The following is a 19,668-nucleotide window of genomic DNA, read 5'->3' on the forward strand; positions in this document are numbered from 1 at the left end:
AACCTCTGTCAGAGGCTGGTATAACTCATTATGCTTGAAGAACTGTGCTGAGACCCGATCCAAAGCAAAAAGCCCAGTGCTGAGCAGGTCCGCTGAGACCACGTCGATATTGTAAGATGCAAAGACCTCATAAAGCTTTTGCTGGGAAAACTGCAGCTCCTGGATGGTGAGTTTTTCAGGGGGATCGATCTCGGCTGTTTCCGATTTCGGTAAAATAACCGGGGCGTTCATTTCAAATTCTCCATTTACACGGTTTTAAGGAGACAAAGCCTTATGATACAAGGCTCTATAATGATAAGAGGCATGTACTTCTTTATATGCAATTGTCGAAAATCAAAAACAGAAAGCAACAGAACCGATTCATTGTTCCACAAGTCTGCCCGCAGGAAAAAGAATAAGATTAAAAATTAGCAGAGAAGATCTCAAAAATAGATAAATTGCAGAAAACGAACTCGTTTAGCAAGATAATCAGGTGCTTATAATACCCAAATTTACATCTGGTTTAACCCAAGACTAAAGCTCAAGTTTAGATTATGCTGGCATCAGTCTTGGGAAGAATGACCGTTGTGATTACCTAATTACATATTATTCAGGCAATGAGATGCATACGTTATGTATCGATTATTCCTGCTGATATCAAGATTTTCCTTGTCTTGAGAGAGGATCTCGGTTTACTCCCGCCCTCCGGATAATATCGCCCCTCCGATTTCCTCCGGCCGGATATCCTTTTTAACCCCGCCCCCCGGAGATCCGTTTGTTTTCCAGACTATGTAAGGAGTGGCGGTATCCCCTCCGGTAATAAGATCCGGCAGGTTGGGAAGATGATCTCCGTACAGTGCCATCACCCCGGGCCTCTCCGCTTTTGAGAGCCCCTCTGCCAGCATCCCCATCATGGCATCGGCATTTTTAACGTGAGCGAGGTAGCGGCATACCGGATCCGAGAGTCCGAGGATTTTGGGGGCATCTCCGTCCGGAAATTCCTTTTTAAAGCGTCCCGGAAGCCAGGGGCCGTGACTTTCCATGGTAATGGCAAAGGAGAACACCGGCTGTGAACTTTCCCTGATGATATCCGTCATCGCCTCCGCTACGCTATTATCGCTGATGTAGGGCCCATAGGTATCCCTTTTCGGGAAGCTTTCAATAGTTACAAATTCCTGAAACCCAAGATGCGGTATTGCCCGGTGCCTGAAGAAAAATTCCCGGTGAAATGGATGCATGCAGATGGTACGGTACCCGAGCTCCCGGAGGAAATACGCCAAAGACCATACCGGGGATCTGAGAGCTGCGAGATACGGGTAGAAGGCATAGGTGCCCAGCGCTTCCGGAGGGAGGCCTGTTAGAGCGGCAAATTCCGTGCGCAGGGTGTAGGCTCCGAAGTCCCGCACCCGGAAAGCGCCGCTCTGTCCCTGTGAACGCAGCCTGTCCCAGTTTTTAAGGATATCCCGGGGTACCGCCCCGGAGAATACCCGGGGATCGCAGAAGGATTCCGCCTGCACCAGAAAGATGTGCGGCAGCTTTTCAGGCGAAGGCGGCCGGGCAATGAGCTCACGGCAAGAATCTCCCCATACCGGCGGAGCAACGGGGTCCGGCGCTGCGGATTTTGGCATGCTGTTTTCAGTGCTTCCCTGACACTGGGGTTTCGGGGACAGCGGATTACTGATATGCCAGGTAAGGTGCAGTATTGCCGCTCCCAGAGGCCCGAAGCTTTCCGCATCCTGGCGGGCATCGAACTTTAGCGGAAAGGGCGTGAGAAGCCATCTGGAAAGAGGGGCGGATACGGAGCGGGGGGCGAGAGCAAGCATAACGATTAAAGTTGGCGGGAGTCCTGCGATCACCATCCAAACCCATGAGATATCCTCTGTCTCTGAAAGCAGCCATAACAATACGCCAAGCCCGCCGAAGACAACACTTCCGGCGACAATCATTCGGCAGGGCAGAAAGGGGAGATAGAGTCCCGGAAAGCGGATTACCTGCCAGCCCAAAGCCAGATCCGTGATAACCAGAGGCTCCTCCCGGAGAGCCTTTTTTTTGGCGGCATTGGCGATATAGAGAGCCATAATGAGCAGGGCCGCCAGGAGACACGCAAAAGCTCCCCGGCTGGTCAGAATTAGCAGCAGGGCGTAAATCCAGATGCTGATAAGGAAGGAGGCTGCATCCCCAAATGATGGATGCCGGGGCAGACTGCTGCCTGCGGCTATGCGGTGCAGTATCACCGTAAAAACCAGAAGAGGGCCGTACCAGAAGATGCATCCGGGGATACTGAGAACGTTTAACGCTGCGGAAATGCCGTTCAAGACAAAGCTCCCAGCTGAAGCTCGTAAAGATCCCCCATGTCATGCTTTTCTTTAAGAGGCCCTTGGGCCGGAATTTCCCGTACGGGCTTAAAGCCCTGTTTGAGATAGAATGCCCGGGCCCGGGCGTTATCCCTCCAGCAGAATAGGCTCAGGGAATTCATGCCGAGGCTTTCCGTCCAAAAGCGGGCATAGTCCATCAGGGCATCGGCCATTCCCTGTCCCCGTACCCCTGCGGCTACCCACAGGGTGTTGATATAGAGACTGCCGGGCGCTGCAGCGGTGAGGAGCTCTCTCAGGGGATCCAGACGGGAGGGGGCGATCATGCGCTCCATGATGGCCGGAATGCCTTGGTTTTCCGAGGGATATGCAAAAAGAAGTCCGGCAGGATCGCCGGCAATTTCAGCCAGCACGCAGTTCCGGTAGCTGTAGTGCGAAGAGCCGTCCCTGAGGGCCGTGGTAAGAACGTACTCCGGGCTGATGCCGGGAATAAGCCCCTTGAGGAGAGTGTCAACGACATCCGGAGATACCTCCCGGATGCAGGCTGCCAGCGCCGGAGTGTCATCCGCCGCCGCCGCCCGAAAAACCGGTTCATTACTGCTTACATCACTGCTCATTCAGCGTTTCCTTGTTTTCTGCGCTGTTCCCGGCTGGGGGAACAGCGGTGTCTTCCGCTGCATTAACTGCGGCTTTTTCCTCTTTAATATTTTCGTTATCTTCATTTGCCGGAGTCCCGGCTGTCTGATTTTCCGGAGTCCCGGCGGCATCGGGAATTCCAGATCCTTGATTATCCGGATGTGCTGTTTCTTCCGGAGTCTCGCCAGGATCCGCCTCTATCGGAAGCTCATTTTCCGTCGCATCCTTACTGTCCGGCTTGTCTTTGTCAGGTTCGTCCTCTCTTGCGTCATCAGGGGATTTTTCAGCGCTTTCGGGATGAGGCTTATTGCCATCAAAAGCGCTTTTTTCGGAGGCGCTGTTTTCAGGATCTGTCGTGTCAGCTGCTTCGGCGGGTCGTACCTCTTTTACCCAGGCTTTGGGCTCCACCGCCATTTCGATAGCGGTTTCGTTCTTTCCCTTAATGACTCCCATGCGGAGCAGCGAGGCCACGATAGCGTCATGAATGCCCTCCGGAGAATAGAAGTTGCCCGGCACCAGGGCGTCATGCTTCAGCACCTTGATAAATTCGTTCAGAAGTCTTTCATTGGGTCTGGGAAGGGCCGTCCAAAAATCAGCCAGGGACATCTGACTTTTATCCGCGGCCAGACCGGGCATGGCATAAATGCATTCCCCCAAGCAGTAGACCGGTTTGTTCTGTCTGAGCGCGGTAAGGCCGATGGTGCTGTTGCACAGTATAAGTCCCCGAGCCTTATTGATAAGGGGCCCGGCCTTGATTTCCTCCACAAAGCGCAGGCGGTCGGAGCATCCCGTGGCCCGTCCCAGAGAACGCATGTAACGGCGGTAGTTCCTAAGGCCGTTGTCCAGCGGATGATTCTTAAAAAACAGGAAGGCATCCTGGGGGGCGTTTTTCGCAAAATCCGTAATCACCATGGCCATGCATTCCAGCATGCCGGTGAAGGGAGAATGGCGGCGCACCTGAGAATCGGCATCAAGCTGCAGCGGCATGAGATAGAACGGAGTTTTGCTGCTGAGAATGGCGCGGGTAACCTCAATGCCGTGTCTTCGGCGTTTATGACGGTTCAGGTATCTGGGAATATGTCCCGTAAGCTCCCGGCCGATGTTGTAGGGGCGATGGGTATGGTAATTGGTAAAAAAAGGCCACAGGAGCACATTGCCCACATGATGCCAGGCGGTTTTCAGAACCCGGTCGATCATGGGATCCGGTGCGGAGGAGGGCGGCGGCAGCTTGGCATCGCTGATATGGAGGGCTCTTTCATGGACTTCCTCCGGAGTGCGGGGGAGGGTGGAATAGGCATTTACCCCGTCCTCCTCCAGAGTGAGATAGCCCGGACGCAGGTAGCCCTCCTCGTAAACCCAGATGCGGTTTCCCCGGAGTCTGGCCAGCCAGATAGCTTCCCGGTGCATGGGGCGCCAGTCACCGATAAGAACCAGATCGGTAACCTGATACTGCTTCATGAGATTGCTGATCCAGAGCGGCCACTCGTATACATGCCCCTGCCACCAGTGGGTGTTGCCGGAGGGCCAGTAGAACACGTCTCCGCCGCAGAAGTTGACGCGACGCACCTCGCAGCCCTCCTGCTCCAGGATTCTTCCCAGCTCCCGGAAGAAGGGGCTCAAAGGCCCCTCAAGAAACAGAAAAACGCGCTTTTTATTTGGCATAGGATCTGGCCTTCTCCCGCGCTAGGGGCAAGGCTTCCGCAGCCTGGGACACGGCAGTCCGGATATCCTCCGGGGTATGCAGGGCGGAAATGAAGAAGCGGAGCCTGGCCTTGCCTTCCTCGACGCCCGGATAAATGACGGGGAGCGCCAGAATGCCCCGGTTCCGCATTTCCTGGGCAAACACGGCGGCGGACAGGGAATCCCCCACCATAACGGGCACCACGGAATAGCCCTGAGATTTTCCGGTATCAAGACCGTATTCCCGGGCCAGCTTAAGAAAGCTCTGACCGTTTGCATGCAGTCTTGCAATGCGTTCCGGCTCCTCCCGCATAATGCGGATGGCGGCATTGGAGGCGGCGGCCACGGCAGGGGGCATCCCCACGCTGTAAACAAAGCCCGGCGCCTTGTATTTTAAAAACTCGATAAGAGCGGCAGAGCCGGCAATGTAGCCGCCGCAGCCGCAGAAGGACTTGCTGAGGGTGCCCATCCAGATATCAACGTCTTCAGCTTTTATCCCGAAGTGTTCTCTGACACCTGCGCCGGTTTTGCCGGCTACGCCCATGGAATGGGCTTCGTCAATCATAATAAGGCAGCCGTGCTTTCTTTTAAGCTCCAGAAGCTCGGGAAGCCGGCAGAGGCAGCCATCCATGCCGAAGAGTCCCTCGGTTACGATGATGGCTCTCTGATAGCTGTAGCGATGCTCCTCCAGGATCTTGTCCAAAGCGGCGATGTCATTGTTGGGAAAGGCATAGCGGGCGGCTCCGGAAAGTGCGGCCCCCAGAAGCAGGGAGTTATGGCAGAGAGCATCGTAAAAAATAACATCCCGGGGCCCGAAAAGACATCCCAGAGTGGACATGTTGGCTCCGTGTCCGCTGACATAGCAGACAGCGGCCTCGGTTCCCAAAAGAGCGGCTATTGAGGCCTCCAGTTCCCGGTGGGGCGGGCGTTCTCCGGCGGTAAGCCGGCTTGCCGAGGCGGACATGCCGTACTTCGCCGCGGCGTCACCGGCGGCTTTCAGCACCCGGGGATCTCCGTTAAGACCCAGATAATCGTAGCTGGAGAAGTTCAGATAATCCCGCCCTGCGATAACGGTATGATTGGTGGCCAGACCGTCATGAAGCACATAATAGACGTCGTCAAGACCGATTTCCCGGGCTACCGCCTGCTGCACCTGGATTTCCGTATACCCCGGCAGCGTGTCAAAGCGGAGAAGTTCGGGGGCGATCTGCCGCCGAGCGGTACGGCCTTCCGGCGCCTGAGCGGGAGCCTGCCCCCGCATGGCTGCCAGAAGACGTTCCTTATCTGCCAGGCTCATGCCGAAGCGTTTTTTGCCTGCCGGGGTTTCTGCGTTCATTACTGCTTCTCCACTTCTTTAAGGACTTTGCCGGCCAGAGCATCATTGACGGCAATGCTGTGGCTGGCTTCCAGAGCGGTACGGATATCGCCGGTTTCGTTTTGGCCGTCCTCCAGAAGAGCCATGATGCGGGCGGCAATGTCCCGGATACTGGAGCCGGCGCTGAGACTGCCCATGAGAGACCGGCCCTCCAGCCGTTCCTCCAGAGCCGCCAGAAGCTCCACGGCCATCAGGGAATCCATGCCCAGATCAGCAAGCGGGGCGGCGACCTTCAGGCCGGAGGCCGGTATCCGCATAATGCGGGCCACGGCGGCGGTGACGATTTCGGTAATGCGGTTCAGAGCCTTTTCCGGCGGCAGATTTTTTACAATGGACGCCAGAGAGGTTTCTGCGTCGCTGTCCCCGGCATCGGCGATTCTTAAGGGGGTAAACCGGGGATGTTTTCCGGCCGGAAGCCGGGAGAGCCGTTTCCAGTCTGCCATGAATACTGCCGGCGCCGGTTCCCCGGAGGCGGGGAGCTTTTCCAGAGCATCCAGAGCCTGAGAGGCTGACAGGGGAGTAATTCCGGTGACCCGCTCCAGAGAATCCAGAGCGTGTCTGTCCCGTGTCAGCATGCCAGCGTCTCCGATGGCGCCCCAGCCCACGGCCAGTCCCGGAAGTCCCAGACTGCGGCGCAGGGCGGCCAGACTTTCCAGCCCCATGTTGGCAGCCACATAGTTGGCCTGCCCGGGATTCCCCATGAGGGTGGTGGCGGAGGAATACATGACAAAGAAGTCCAGCTTTTTGTTTTGGGTAAAGCGGTGAAGATTGATGGCTCCGCCCAGTTTGGGTCTGAGGGATCGGGAGATTCGTTCCGGAGTCATAGCGGTTATCATGCCGTCATCCAGCACGGCCGCGGCGTGAATAACGCCCCGGAGCGGCGGGAGGCCGGCAAGAGCCCGGTCAAGGTTTTCCGCAAGGGTGTCATAGCAGGTGACGTCCTGAGCCAGGGCGATAATCTGGCGTTTCTGTCCCTCGGGAAGTCCCAGGGAAGCCAGCTCCTCCAGAGAGGCGGCGTTTTCCGGAACAGGGCCGCGGCGGCTCAGGAGAATCAGAGCTCCGGCACCGCGGGCGGCCAGTCTCCGGGCCGTCTCAAGGCCGAAGCCGCCGAGCCCGCCGGAAACAATATAGCTGCCCTCCGGACTTACCGGCAGGGCGGAGCCGGCCTGAGTATCTCCGCTCTTCGGAACGGAGGCCGGAGGCGCAATGACGATTTTTCCGGTATGCCGGGACTGCTGCATGGCGCGGAAAGCCTGTTCGGCCTCGCCGGAGCTATAGAGACTGTACGGCAGAGGATGCCATTCGCCGGAATGGAAGTATGCCATGATCTCCCGGAAGATCCGCTGTCCCTGAAGCGGCTTTTCCTTAATGAACTGATCCACATCAACCCCGAAGAAGCTGATATTGTTCCGGAACGGCCGGAGTCTCAGATCGTTGTCGGTGTAGAAATCCCGCTTGCCTAACTCCAGGAACCGGCCGAAGGGACGAAGCAGACGGAAGCTCTGATCCATACCTTCGCCGGCCAGAGAATTCAGCACGGCATCCACTCCCTCGCCAGCGGTATCTGCCAGAATTTCATCATGGAAGGACAGAGAGCGAGAGTTATAGACATGATTAATTCCCAGCAGCTTCAGCATGTGCCGCTTGTCCGGGCTTCCGGCGGTAGCGTAAACCTCAAGGCCCAGAGAGTAGGCGATCTGGATGGCGGCCAGCCCTACGCCTCCGGCGGCGCCGTGAATAAGGATCCGTTCTCCGGGTTCCATGCGAGCCAGATGCTTTATGGCATACCAGGCCGTGAAGAAGGCCACCGGCACCGTGGCGGCATCGGCAAAGCTCCATTCCTCCGGAAGCGGGGTTAAGGCATGCTCTTCCGTCAGGGCGTAACCGGCAAAGCAGCGGGGACCGAAGGCGAGCACCCGGTCTCCCGGAGCGACTGCGGTTACCCCGTCTCCCACGGCATCAACAACGCCGGCGCATTCAATGCCGAGACCGGAACCGGAGAAGCCGTTTTCCAGAGCCTCCTCCGGCAGCATGTTCATAGCCCACATCACATCGCGGAAATTAAGTCCCGTGGCCCGTACCGCCACTCTGACCTGTCCCCGGCCGGGAATCGGAAGCGGCCCCGGGATCCAGCGGAGCATCTCCAGACGTCCCGGAGAAAGGGCGTCCAGGGTGAGGTTGTCGCCCCGGGAGCCCGCTGAACCGGAATCCAGAGAGCGGGAGCGGAGAACATAGCGGTTTTCCGGAGCGATGATAACCTCTCTCTCCTCAGCGGGACTGAGAAGCTCTCTTGCGGCCCCGGTGATAACCTTTTGGTTAAAATCCGGATCCGCCTCTCTGAAATGGAGATCCGCGCACAGAGTTTCCAGAGCCGGCATTTCATTCATGATAACTCTGGCAGCTCCGATAACGGCCGCCTCTCCGGGCTTGATGCGGGAGGCTCGATCCTCGGGACATGAGAGAGCATTAAGAGTCAGGATCCGCAGCTTAGCAGCCGGAGATCCGGCCAAAGTCCAGCCCCGGACGAGCTCCGTCAGGGCGGAAACATGGTTTTCAGAAGCGGCGATATCAAGGCCGTCGCCCCCAGGAGTCATGGCAAAAACGCATATTATCGGTTTACCACAGTCGGCCAGATTTTCAAAAACGGTTTTCCAGTGCTCCCTGCTGTCGGGACGGCACTGCCAGAGGTCTCCCTGAAGCACAGTTTCCGTTCCCGGTGTAAGCCGGATCACGCCGTCTTCCTGATCCCGCGCCCGGAGAGCCAGCTCGTTAAGGAGGTTATTTATGTTATCCGGAGCCGGATTGCCTGAGCAGAGAAGCCAAGTAACTCCGCTGCCTGCGGTTTTTTCCGGAACAGCGGAAGCATTCTCACAGGAAGCCCGAGCCAGCAGGATAAAGCCGGGGGCGGCTGGATCCGTGCGAATTTCCTGAATATCGGCAAAGCCGGCATTTTCCAGAGCCCGGCGCCATTCCTCCGGGGGCATAAGCCGGGATACGGCCCCGGATCTGTCAGGATCTGCTATCCACCAGGAATCATGCTGCCCCCGGAGGAGGTCATCAATAATATTCGGAGCGTTTTCCGCCAGTATGAAAAGCCCGTTGCCATGCAAGGCGTTATGGCAGCGCTTCAGAGACAGGGGAATGTCATCTGCCTCATGGAGACAGTGGCAGGCCACGAGGGCATGTGCCTTCACCGGAGCCTCCGCGGTTTCGGGATCCCATTTCAGGGTTTCCAGCGGTGCATCCTGGAAAGCGGCATCCGCTCCCTCCAGAAGGAGACGGAGATTCTTTTCCGCATTTTCGTTCTTTCCGGCGAGGATCCTCTGATGACGCCGGAGCGCCGGAGACATCAGCCGGGCGAGAGAGGAGTCGTCGGCATCGATTTCCAGCACTGAAACAGCTGATGCCGTCCCGGCGAGATATTCCTCGAGAGCATAGGCCGCAAGCTCACCGTCATGACGGTATTCCTGCCGGCGGTATTCGGCTCGAAGCGGATGATCCTCCGGCAGCGGAGCCGCGTTTTCCGGAGCGGCTTCATCCCCCAGCAGAATGCGGTGAGCATTGGCCAGCAGCAGGTTTGCCGCGGAGCTTTCCGGGGATTCCGCCATAAGAGTGTTCCAGATATCCGCAAAGGAGGGCAGGCTGTCAGTGAAGGCGGCATTCCGTGAGCTCAGATACTCCTCCAAATGCACGGCAAGCTCGGCAAAGCGGAAGCCGGCATCTCCATCCCTGAGTTCCTTCGCCAGAGTCAGGGCGGTCATTTCCTGGAGGGGCTGGATTTCATCGCAGAAACGGCGGAAACCGCTGTCCCGGGCCAGATCCTGAGCCCGAATCCGGAGCTTTTCAGCGAGCTCTCCAATAGCAGCGCTTCCGGCAGCCTCCGCATTTTGCGGATGCGGCAGCGGCACGGCAAAGGTGGCATAGGATGAGGGAGCGGGCGCTTTAAGCTGCTCCACGGCACGGGCCTGACCGCCCTCCAGCCGGAAGAGCTCCCGGCCGTTTTCGTCCAGAAGATAAAGATCGCAGACCACAGTGCGGGGGGAGGCTCTGACCCGGCGGGCCAGAGCGAAGGCCGGCCGTCCCGGCCTAATTAGTACGCAGCGATCGAACCAGCAGGGCATTCTCGGGGCCGGACATTCCTCAATAAGCTCCGGAATCAGAGGGAACAGGAGCTGGAGTCCGCCGTCAAGAAGAGGCGGCGGTATCAGCATGCCGTTTTCCCAGACAGGAGCGGGGGAGACCGGCGGCTGGAACCGGGCCAGAATTTCCGAGCCATTCTGCCAGCAGTTTTCCAGCGGACGGAACACGGGGCCGTAGGACATATTGGCCTTTTCGGTGAGGGCGTAAACCCTATCAGCGGCAACGGGACTGCCGAAGCCGGCGGGATTCCCGGCATCCTTGCAGGTCATGGCGCTGATCCCGGAGGTGACAATGCGGCCCCGGGCGTTCAGTGTCCAGGGTTCATCTTTCATATAGGATCGGGACAGGATCCGGATCTCGCCGTCGGTATCGTCAATCACGGTACGGAGCACCACGGGCTCGCGTTCCCGGAGTAGCACCGGCCGTAAAATAGCAGTGTTCAGCAGGGCGGGCTTTTTTTCATCCGGATCAGCGTTTTTTGCTGCGGCCAGAGCCATTTCCAGAAAGGCCGCCGCCGGATAGTAAACGGTGTTCCCGATCTTATGATCCCGAAGCCAGGGGAAGCTTTCGGGGTCGATGACATTTTCCCAGACCTTTTGACGGCTGAGCCGGCGTCCCAGAAGCGGGTGATCGCCGGAATTCCTGACAAAGCCCTGACATTCCGGAGTGGGGGCGAGACGGCAGTCCTGATTGTTCCAGGGATAGCGAGGCAGATCCCGGACTTTACCGGGGCCGGCAAAGCAGGCTTTAAGATCCAGAGGCCAGCCGTGAACCCAGGCGTTCTTCCAGGCACTTTGGAACTGTTCCGCACCGCTCATCCGGGACAGCGTTCCGCCGACCCAGCCTTCAATGGCCCCGCCGTTTGCCGCATCAGCCCGGTCAAGGCCGCTTCTGAGATAGCGGAGCAGAATGCTGTGAGGGCCGATTTCCAGAAAGTGCCGGACTCCCAGGGTGATGGCGGTCTGTTCGGCCTCCCGGAAGAGCACCGGCTTCCGGACGTTTTCCCACCAGTAGGAGGCCGGGCATCCTTCATGATGCTCCTTTCCGGTGACGGAAGAAATAAAGCAGAGAGCAGGAGCCTGGGTCTTAAGTTCCCCGAGATCTTTAAGGAGATCCTCATGCACCGGATCCATAGCGGAGCTGTGGAAGGCGTAGTTAAGAGGCAGCATCTTGAAGAAAATCCGGCGGGCTTTAAGCACGGCGCCGAGCTTTTCCAGGGCGGCGGCATCACCGCTCAGGGTTACCGCATCAGCGGCATTGCTGCCCGCAAGCTCCACTCCGGGGTAATTTTCCATAAGCTCCCGGGCTTCCTCGGGGCTGATGCTGGCGGCCGCCATGCGTCCGGCCCCGGCAGTGCTTTCCTGATGCTTGCTGCGGCAGTAAATAATACGCACAGCCTCGGGGAGCGACACTGCCCCGGTATACCAGGCAGCGGCCACCTCGCCCACACTGTGCCCGAAGGCGGCATCGGCACGAATTCCGGCAGCGTCAAGTGCAGCGCAGAGTCCGGCCTGCAGTGTAAAGAGGAGCTGCTGGGCCACATCCGTGCGGGCCATATCTTCGGGGGAGACGGTATTCATGAGTTCCAAAAGATCCTGTCCGGACAGGGGCTTCATAAGAGCGGCGATTTCCCGTACCCGGGCGGCGAAGACGGGGTTTTTCATCATGTCCCGGCCCATGCCGGCCCACTGTCCGCCGTTTCCGGAGAATACAAAGGCTGTTTTAACCGGCTTGTCTGATGAAGGAACAGCTTCCCCGGAAACCAGATCAGGGGATACGGCATCCTTGTTTTCAGCGAAGCTCCGGAGTGTTTTGGCCACGGCCTCCGGAGTTTCTCCGGCGGTAACGAGACGTCGGGGAAGGAGATCACGTCTGAAGACGGCTCCGGCGGCCAGATCGCGGAAAGACTCAGGCCGGGCTTCGATTTCAGCGGCATAGGCGCCGGCCAGCTTCCGGAGACTCTCCTCGCTTCTGGCGGAGAGGAAAAGCGGAGGCATTACGGAGGTCTGACAGCTTTGATCTGCGGCTTCCAGGGGGGCGGCTTCAACAATCAGGTGCCCGTTGGATCCCCCGAAGCCGAAGGAATTAATGCCGATGAGGGGAAGCCCGGAAACCTCCGGGAGATCCTCCGTCTTAAGAGGGAATCTGAGATTGAGTCCGGCGGTGTCAATGGCGGGATTGACGCTGTTAAGATGTATCTGGGGCGGAATTTTCCGTTCCCGCAGTATCAGCAGGGCTTTCATCAGACCGGCCATGGCGGAGGCGGTTTCCAGATGTCCCAGATTGCATTTTACGGAGCCCACCCACAGGGGAGTCTCCCGCCGCTGTCCCAGCGCCCGGCCGATGGCGGCGGTTTCAATGGGATCCCCCACGGCTGTTCCGGTGCCGTGAGCTTCCATATAGGCCAGACGGTTCGGACTGAGTCCCGTTGCCTTATAAAGGCCGGAGAGCAGATCCTCCTGAGCGGCTTCGCTGGGCAGGGCAATGCCCTGAGTGCGGCCGTCGCTGTTAACAGCAATGCCCCGGATTACCCCGCGGATATGATGCCCCTCTGCCAGGGCCCTGTCCAGAGGCTCCAGAATCACAATGCCGCCTCCTTCAGCCCGGACATAGCCGTCGCCTGATGCATCAAAAACCTTGCAGCGTCCTTCCGGAGACAGCATATGAGCCTGGGAAAAGCCCACAAAGGGATACGGTGACAGGAGTACATTGACTCCCCCGGCCACCGCCATGCCGGCGCCGCCGGAAGCCAGCGTCATGCAGGCCTGATGCAGGGCGTGCATGGCCGATGAGCAGGCGGTGTCTATGGTCATACTGGGACCGTGAAAATTGTAAATATAGGATATGCGGTTTGAAATGATGCTGAGATTGGTGCCCGTCATGCTGTACGGCGTGGTGGCGCAAATGTCATCGGCATGGCTGGTGCCGGCATCGGGGGAGGCAGCGCCGACATAAACGGCCGTATCAGAGCCGGACAGTGATGACGGGGGAATGCCGGCATCCTCCAGAGCTTCCCAGGAGAGCTCCAGAAGGAGACGCTGCTGCGGATCCATGGCCTCGGCCTCGGTGCGGGAGATCCCGAAAAACCCCGGATCAAAATCATAGATATCTTCAACGATGCCCGCGCTTACGGTAACAGAGCGTCCCGGCATGTCTCTCCGGGGGTGTTTTAAGCGGGAGGCATCCCAGCGGGAAAGCGGCACTTCCGTTACCGCATCGCATCCCCGGGAAAGAACAGACCACAGATCGTCAAGAGAACGAACCCCGCCCGGAAGGCGGCAGGCTGCGCCGACTATGGCAACTGGAAAACTGATAAATGAACTCAAAACGCTATCCTAGTACTTTGTATAATTTCTCAAAAGCTCAGGCAGTAATCAGATCTGTAACAGGATACCGGCGTCCGGATTCCGGAGCGCTTGTAGGCTGCCGCTTCTGCGGGAACGTTTCAATAAATATGACAACCTGATACCGCGCCGGGTTCCGCAGTGCTCTGCAATTATTAAGGCGCTTCCTTTGATGCTGTGCCTCATAAGCTTTTAGAAATCCTGCTTCAAGCCGGATTAGATGTGCTGCTTTTGCGGAAGCGGAGCCTTATTCTGAAACCGGATCGGCAGGGGGTGTAATGGAACACAATCCCGCCATGATAATCCTTCAGATTTTACTTGTCCCCGCAATTGTTGTCAATTATCAGCAGTAACACGCATATACTTACTCCTGAGATGATGCTTAAAATTTTATTAAACACTATAACAAGTCTCCTTATTCAGATATTTATGAATTCGCACAGAGCCGTAAAAAACCGGGCTTCAAAAAAAATCCGATCCGGCAAATCCCCGGAAAATCGGCCGATCTCCCGGCTTCGGGATAAATTATTTGCGACCCGGGGAGTTTTACGTCAGAATCAGCAGAATACGGCTGCGGTCATTTTTTATCATTTAAGAGCGATCCCGGGGCAGGCAGTCTTTAATGGTAAATGCAGCATCTCCGGTAATGGCGGCATCGAAGGCATCATAGTGACTAATTTGGCGGAAAATCTAAGAGAAAACACGGATATCAGCAACAGTCATGGCACAGGCTGCGATACGGGCAATGATATTTATGACAGGGAGGCTCTCAAATTCAGTCCCCGCAGCTTTCTTCTGCTGGAGGGGCCACCGGGGAGCTTTTTCCGGGAGCTGGGCGGGCGGCTCCGCTCTCTGGGGTACAAGACCTCCTTTCTTAATTTTTCCGGCGGTGACGCTCTTGAGCGGCTGTCATTTTTTTCTCTGCTGCGCGACTTCCTGCCTGCGGGATCCCTGAGAGAATATCTGATCCGGGGAAAACGCATCCCTGAAAACGTATTCTTCCGGAAATCCCCGGACAGGCTGCCGTTATTTCTCAGGGGCTTTATCAGGGAGCGGGCCGTTACGGATCTCCTCTTTTATGACCGGGGTCTTCCCTGGTACCGCGCTGTTCAGAGTGTCGCTCAGGAATGCGGCATCCGGCTCTGGGTTTTTGCGGATGCGGCCGAGTTTCCCGGAGGGCTTCTACTTGACGCTATTCTTCCGGACGGATCCACCCGGCTGGAGCGCCTGCTTTCAAATGAGCTGCGGGCCTTTAAAGGCTATCCGGATGCTTTCGAGAAGGAATCTGCGTCGGCGGACATAGCGGCGGCAGATAGAGTAATGGCTGAAATAAAGGAGTTTCTGCGGGCTCCCCGGGGCTTCCGGCGTCCGGAAACGCTGCGGCATAGGATCGGAAATCTCCTTCTGGCGCCATTTTTCTCTTGCTCCTCTGACAGCAGCCAGGATCCTCTCCCGGAGGATGCAGCTTGCAGGGCTCCTCAGGAGGGGGAGGGCGGAGCATTCTTGCGGGATACTGTTTTACAGCTGGTCAGAGATCATGCTCTTGTGCCAGGTGATTTCCGTACCCGTGCGGGCGTACGTTTGGCCGTGCAAAAATCTCTGGAGCTTCTGGGGCTGGGCGGTATTCGGCACTGCATTATCTTCAGCGCTCCCATAGCAGCCATTACCGGCATTCAGATCTTTCTTGACGGGGCGGATCGCCCGGCTGCCGCGGGTTGGGGCCATAAGCCTACGGCAGATAGAGCCCGGCGGTATGCCCGGAGACACGGCATTCCCTACTATGCTCTCGAGGACGGTTTTATCAAGTCCGTGGCCACGGCATTCCGGGGCCGCGATGAAAAGACGGTCTCTCTGGTTCTTGACCGCACTGGCATCTATTATGATGTGTTTTCAGATTCCGAGCTTGAGGATATCATGATTCGGAGCCCGGAGTGGTTTACTCCGGAGCTGGCGTCCCGGGCCCGGAAGCTCCGGGAATTCATCACCGCCCATGAGATTGTAAAGTACAATGCGCGGCGTGAGAGGGATGAGCAGAATGACGGAAACAAGAGGGAAGGAGAGAGTGCGGAGCCGGGCACCCGGGAAAACGTATCCGAACCCCGGTCAATCCCTGCCGTTACCGGTGCCTTGTCTGACAATATTCCGGAGGATGCCATTCTGGTGATTGATCAGACCTTTAACGATGCTTCCGTTCCTCTGGGAAACGCCTCCCCGGAAACCTTCAGGGAAATGCTATCAGAGGCCGTGAACAAGGCCGGGGCGGATCATGTTTATGTCAAGGTGCACCCTAATGTGGTTGCCGGCCTGGGGCGGGGGTACTTTCCTATGAAAATCCTGAAAAAGCAGGGGGTGCATGTGATCGCTGCCGCCGTAAACGCCTTCAAACTGCTGAAGCGCTTCCGAAACGTTTATACCGTTACCTCCGGCACCGGTCTTGAGGCTCTGATGCAGGGCTGCCGGGTAACCTGCTTCGGGGAACCCTTTTACAGCGGCTACGGTCTTACCATTGACAAAAAGACCCTGGCTTCCCGGAAGCGCCTTGCCAGAATGAAGGAGCCGGCCTCTCTGGAGCTTTTAGTGGCAGCGGTGTTTTTTCGGTACTGCATTTTTATCGATCCTGACAAAAGCCGGCCATGTTCCCCGGAGGAGGCCCTCAGGTATATTCTGGCGGCAAGAGACGGGCCGGAAGACTTAAAGGAATCTCCCGCGCCATCCCCGGAATTTTCTCCCGCATCGTCTTATCTTCAGGATCATTAACCGGAGACATTTATGAGTTCAGATACCGAGGAACGCTTTTCCTTCTTTAATGGGAAGAAGGTTCTTCTTACCGGAGGCACCGGTTTTGTGGGCCGTCATCTTCTCCCCCTGCTTCTGGAAGCCGGGGCGGAGGTCACCTGTTTAGTCCGGGCCTCCTCCGCCACTCAGAATCTCCCCCCCGGGGTTAAGATCCGGGAGGCGGATTTTGCTGCGGGAACCGGGCTTTACGAGGCCCTCACCGGTCAGGATATCGTGATTCACCTGGCGGCGCTCCTGTTCGGCTTTTCTCAGCAGGACTACCTCCGCGCCAATGCCGTCATGGCCCGGCAGTTTGCAAAAGCTCTCCGGAGTCTCCGGGAGGATGGCCGGCTTAATCCCGGGTTTCGTTTTACGCTGGTATCCAGTCAGGCGGCCACCGGCCCCTGGCGGGATCCCCCGGGAGCTCCGGATGACGTGATGCCATCTCCGGTATCCGCCTACGGCTGGTCGAAGCTTCTTACGGAGGAGATTCTCGGGAGAGAACTGGGATCTCAAATGGTTACCCTGAGGCCGCCCATTATTTACGGATCCGGGGACCGGGGACTTCTGCCCATGTTCCGCGCTGCCAAAACCGGCCTTGCCTTCTGTCCCGGCTGGCACAGAGAGTTCCGGGTCAGCGCAGTGCATGCGGATGACCTGGCCCGGGCCGTGCTTTATCTGTGCTGTCCGGAGGCTCACGGGGTTTATCATGTCAGCGACGGATCTGTCTATACCATGGAGGAGTTCTATCGGGCCATGGGGGAAGCGGTAACCGCGGCTCTGGGCCGGCCCCGCTGGCGGCGCCCGCTGATTTTGCAGGTGCCGCTCCCCGTAATCACGCTTTCTGCCGCCATATCTTCGGTAACTGCCGGTGCCGTCAATGCCGTTCTTAAGCGCTTTACCGGACACGGACTTCCCCGGGCGCCCCAGTGGAATCTGGATAAGTGCCGGGAGGCCCGGCAGGAGGGCTGGATCTGCGACGGGAGCCGGCTTACGCGGGAACTGGGTTTTATCCCGGAAAAGGATCTTGCTGCCGGCATGCAGGAGGCAGCCCGGGGGTACCGGCGTGATGGCTGGCTGTGAGAGCGGTATGTGAGATTTCAGGAGCGTAAAGACATGAGCAGCGAAGAGAAAGAAGAAAAGGAAGAGAAGGAAGAGAAGGAAGAGAAGGAAGAGAAAAAAGACGCCGGCGGCTATTCCCGGCTGATCTCAAACCTGGTGCGGTTCGGCGTCGGCTATCGCGCGCATGATTCCCGGAGACAGTACTTTGCGTGGCACGGCTGCCCCAGCCGCAACGATGATTTCATAACCTACGCGGAAATCACAAAGGAGGAGTATGACAGGATCAATGCCGAGTACCCGGACAGGATCGATGCCACCCGCGAAACCGCCGAAGCATTCCGTCTGAAGTATGTGGAGGGACATCGGGTACTCCTTCAGGGCTGGAACGTGACTTTGAAGTGATCTTCTTCAGCAGGGCTGGGGATAGAGACAGCCCATAATGGCCGGAGCCCGGCTTCCGGTGACGGAGGTCATATTCACCGGCTTTCGCATGATGAAACGGTATCCCAGCCAGGCAAAGGCAAAACCCTCCAGAAAATCGGGATCAATCCCCAGGTCTGAGACCGTGGTGGCCTTTCTGTGGCCGCGCTTCAGGGCCAGATCCCTGATTCTTTCTATCAGATATGCGTTGTGGCAGCCGCCGCCGCAGATGTAGATATCTCCCTTTTCCCCCAGATAGCTAAGGCCGTCCGCAATGCTCCGGGCGGTGAGCTCGCAGGCGGTGGCCAGCTGATCCCGGGGCGGCAGGGTTTCAAAGCCGGGGAACCGCATCAGAAACCGTTCGTTGAAAAGCTCCCTTCCGGTGGATTTCGGCGGGCGGGCTTTAAAAAACGGATCCCCCATAAATAAGCTCAGAGCGGCTTCATTGACCCGGCCCTGGGAAGCCCAGAGCCCGTCCCGGTCGCAGGGAGCGTTAAACAGCTTGAGAGCCAGAAGATCCATCAGGGTGTTTCCGGGGCCGAGGTCATAGCCGGTAACCCTTCTGCCGGGGATGAGTGCGGTAACGTTGGAGATGCCGCCGATATTAATGATAAAGCGGGTATCCTCTGCCGAACCCAGAATTTCCTGATGGAAGGCCGGTACCAGCGGGGCTCCCTGTCCTCCCAGAGCAATGTCCGCGGATCGGAAATCGGCTACCACGTCAATGCCGGTGAGTGCCGCCAAGAGAGCATGATTGCCGATTTGCGCGGTAAAGCCGTGTTCCGGTTCATGGCGGATGGTCTGGCCGTGGGAGGCCACGGCTCTGATATCCCCGGGGGACAGACTGTTTTTGGCGAGAAGCGCTTTTACCGCTTCCGCAGCTCTTTCGGCATAGCGGCAGCCGGCGATGCCCGCCCGGTGAATTTCATCGGGGCCGGGAGCGGTCAGGGCGCTGAACATCCGGCGATCCTCCGGAGACCAGGGGAGCTCCAGACCGGAGACGTATTCCGGTTTTCCGTTTTCCGCAAAATCCGCCAGCACGCAGTCAATGCCGTCAATGCTGGTGCCTGACATCAGCCCGATATAAAAAGTCATAAAACCTCCGGAGTTGTCCCGCTTCTGCCTGTCCCGCCATACTACCCCATATTCCGGGGAAATACAAAAATCGGACGGGCTTTTTACTGGCAGGCTCCGGTTCCGGATACTTGTTTTTCCTGTAATCCCCCGGCAGATCAGGTATAATGCAGGGGTTTTTTGCGTACCGGGGATGCCGGTTTCAGGCCTGCGCAGGCAAGGATTATATTGGAGTCAGGAATCGATGTTGTCAGTTGACGAAGCATTGGCAGAATTAACCCGCGGCTGCGAAGCCGTAATACCGGAGGAGGAGCTCAGAAAGAAGCTCTCCCTGGGCCGTCCCCTCAGAATCAAGCTGGGAATGGATCCTACCGCTCCGGACATTCATCTGGGACATACCGTGGTTCTGAATAAGCTGAAGACCTTTCAGGATCTGGGACATCAGGTGATTCTCCTTATCGGGGACTTTACCGCTTCCGTAGGGGATCCCACCGGCAAGAACGCCACCCGTCCGCCCCTGTCCCGGGAAAAGATCGAGGAAAATGCCCGCACCTATGCCGAGCAGGTGTTCAAGATTCTGGATCGCGAAAAGACAGAGATTGTTTACAACTCGGCATGGCTGGGCAAGCTGGGAGCTTCGGGCATGCTGAAGCTGGCCTCCAGACAGACTGTGGCCAGAATGCTGGAGCGGGACGATTTCAAGAAGCGCTTTGAAGCCGGGCAGTCCATTGCCATTCATGAATTCATCTACCCGCTGCTGCAGGCCTGGGATTCCGTGGAGCTTAAGGCGGATGTGGAAATGGGCGGCACCGATCAGCGCTTTAACCTTCTTATGGGGCGGGAGCTTCAGAAGGAGGAGGGCATGGAACCG

General features: G+C 57.6%; 11 protein-coding genes. 4 read left to right on the plus strand and 7 right to left on the minus strand.

Translation table 11 applies throughout. The features are described from left to right. The 6 genes from ACJROR_RS08125 to ACJROR_RS08150 all read right to left on the minus strand — a co-directional run. Window positions 1-231: hypothetical protein (locus tag ACJROR_RS08125; RefSeq protein WP_406546686.1), on the minus strand; the 231-nt coding region annotated here is incomplete at its 3' end. Between the two features lie 440 nt (window positions 232-671). Beyond that, window positions 672-2,294: an LTA synthase family protein gene (locus ACJROR_RS08130; RefSeq protein WP_406546687.1), complete on the minus strand. Its 1,623-nt coding sequence runs from the start codon at window positions 2,292-2,294 to the stop codon at window positions 672-674. Continuing rightward, window positions 2,291-2,908 (minus strand): GNAT family N-acetyltransferase, encoded by a 618-nt coding sequence (locus tag ACJROR_RS08135; RefSeq protein WP_406546688.1) that lies wholly within the window; start codon window positions 2,906-2,908, stop codon window positions 2,291-2,293. Before ACJROR_RS08135 ends, ACJROR_RS08130 begins: the two co-directional genes overlap by 4 nt. After that, window positions 2,898-4,589: a hypothetical protein gene (locus tag ACJROR_RS08140; RefSeq protein WP_406546689.1), complete on the minus strand. Its 1,692-nt coding sequence runs from the start codon at window positions 4,587-4,589 to the stop codon at window positions 2,898-2,900. The genes ACJROR_RS08135 and ACJROR_RS08140 overlap by 11 nt, the downstream gene beginning before the upstream one ends. Next, on the minus strand, window positions 4,579-5,943 hold the full coding sequence (locus ACJROR_RS08145; protein ID WP_406546690.1) for an aminotransferase class I/II-fold pyridoxal phosphate-dependent enzyme: 1,365 nt from the start codon (window positions 5,941-5,943) through the stop codon (window positions 4,579-4,581). Before ACJROR_RS08145 ends, ACJROR_RS08140 begins: the two co-directional genes overlap by 11 nt. Beyond that, window positions 5,943-13,448, minus strand: coding sequence for an SDR family NAD(P)-dependent oxidoreductase (locus ACJROR_RS08150; RefSeq protein ID WP_406546691.1), 7,506 nt, complete (start codon window positions 13,446-13,448; stop codon window positions 5,943-5,945). Before ACJROR_RS08150 ends, ACJROR_RS08145 begins: the two co-directional genes overlap by 1 nt. A gap of 687 nt (window positions 13,449-14,135) precedes the next feature. Here ACJROR_RS08150 and ACJROR_RS08155 point away from each other — a divergent pair. Genes ACJROR_RS08155 through ACJROR_RS08165 form a run of 3 tightly spaced genes read left to right on the plus strand, consistent with a single transcriptional unit; the run spans window position 14,136 to window position 17,705 of the window. After that, window positions 14,136-16,223 carry a hypothetical protein gene (locus tag ACJROR_RS08155; RefSeq protein WP_406546692.1) on the plus strand — a complete coding sequence of 696 codons (2,088 nt, stop codon included), beginning with the start codon at window positions 14,136-14,138 and terminating at the stop codon, window positions 16,221-16,223. Between the two features lie 12 nt (window positions 16,224-16,235). Then, window positions 16,236-17,324, plus strand: coding sequence for an NAD-dependent epimerase/dehydratase family protein (locus tag ACJROR_RS08160; protein WP_406546693.1), 1,089 nt, complete (start codon window positions 16,236-16,238; stop codon window positions 17,322-17,324). A gap of 33 nt (window positions 17,325-17,357) precedes the next feature. After that, the gene (locus tag ACJROR_RS08165) at window positions 17,358-17,705 is read left to right on the plus strand and encodes a hypothetical protein (protein WP_406546694.1); all 348 of its coding nucleotides are present in this window, start codon (window positions 17,358-17,360) and stop codon (window positions 17,703-17,705) included. Between the two features lie 6 nt (window positions 17,706-17,711). Here ACJROR_RS08165 and ACJROR_RS08170 read toward each other — a convergent pair whose 3' ends face one another. Then, complete coding sequence (locus ACJROR_RS08170) at window positions 17,712-18,818, minus strand: anhydro-N-acetylmuramic acid kinase (RefSeq protein ID WP_406546695.1); 1,107 nt, start codon at window positions 18,816-18,818, stop codon at window positions 17,712-17,714. Window positions 18,819-19,041: 223 nt separating this feature from the next. Here ACJROR_RS08170 and tyrS point away from each other — a divergent pair. Further along, on the plus strand, window positions 19,042-19,668 hold a 627-nt coding region (gene tyrS, locus ACJROR_RS08175), incomplete at its 3' end, for a tyrosine--tRNA ligase (RefSeq protein ID WP_406546696.1).

The organism is Succinimonas sp., assembly GCF_045225735.1.
Lineage (GTDB): Bacteria > Pseudomonadota > Gammaproteobacteria > Enterobacterales > Succinivibrionaceae > Succinimonas.

What these genes read in the sequence shown, in the direction of transcription:
- ACJROR_RS08135 (WP_406546688.1), bottom strand. Translation starts at nt 2,908, where the DNA reads ATGAGCAGTGATGTAAGCAGTAATGAACCGGTTTTTCGGGCGGCGGCG.
- ACJROR_RS08140 (WP_406546689.1), bottom strand. Translation starts at nt 4,589, where the DNA reads ATGCCAAATAAAAAGCGCGTTTTTCTGTTTCTTGAGGGGCCTTTGAGC.
- ACJROR_RS08145 (WP_406546690.1), bottom strand. Translation starts at nt 5,943, where the DNA reads ATGAACGCAGAAACCCCGGCAGGCAAAAAACGCTTCGGCATGAGCCTG.
- ACJROR_RS08160 (WP_406546693.1), top strand. Translation starts at nt 16,236, where the DNA reads ATGAGTTCAGATACCGAGGAACGCTTTTCCTTCTTTAATGGGAAGAAG.
- ACJROR_RS08165 (WP_406546694.1), top strand. Translation starts at nt 17,358, where the DNA reads ATGAGCAGCGAAGAGAAAGAAGAAAAGGAAGAGAAGGAAGAGAAGGAA.
- ACJROR_RS08170 (WP_406546695.1), bottom strand. Translation starts at nt 18,818, where the DNA reads ATGACTTTTTATATCGGGCTGATGTCAGGCACCAGCATTGACGGCATT.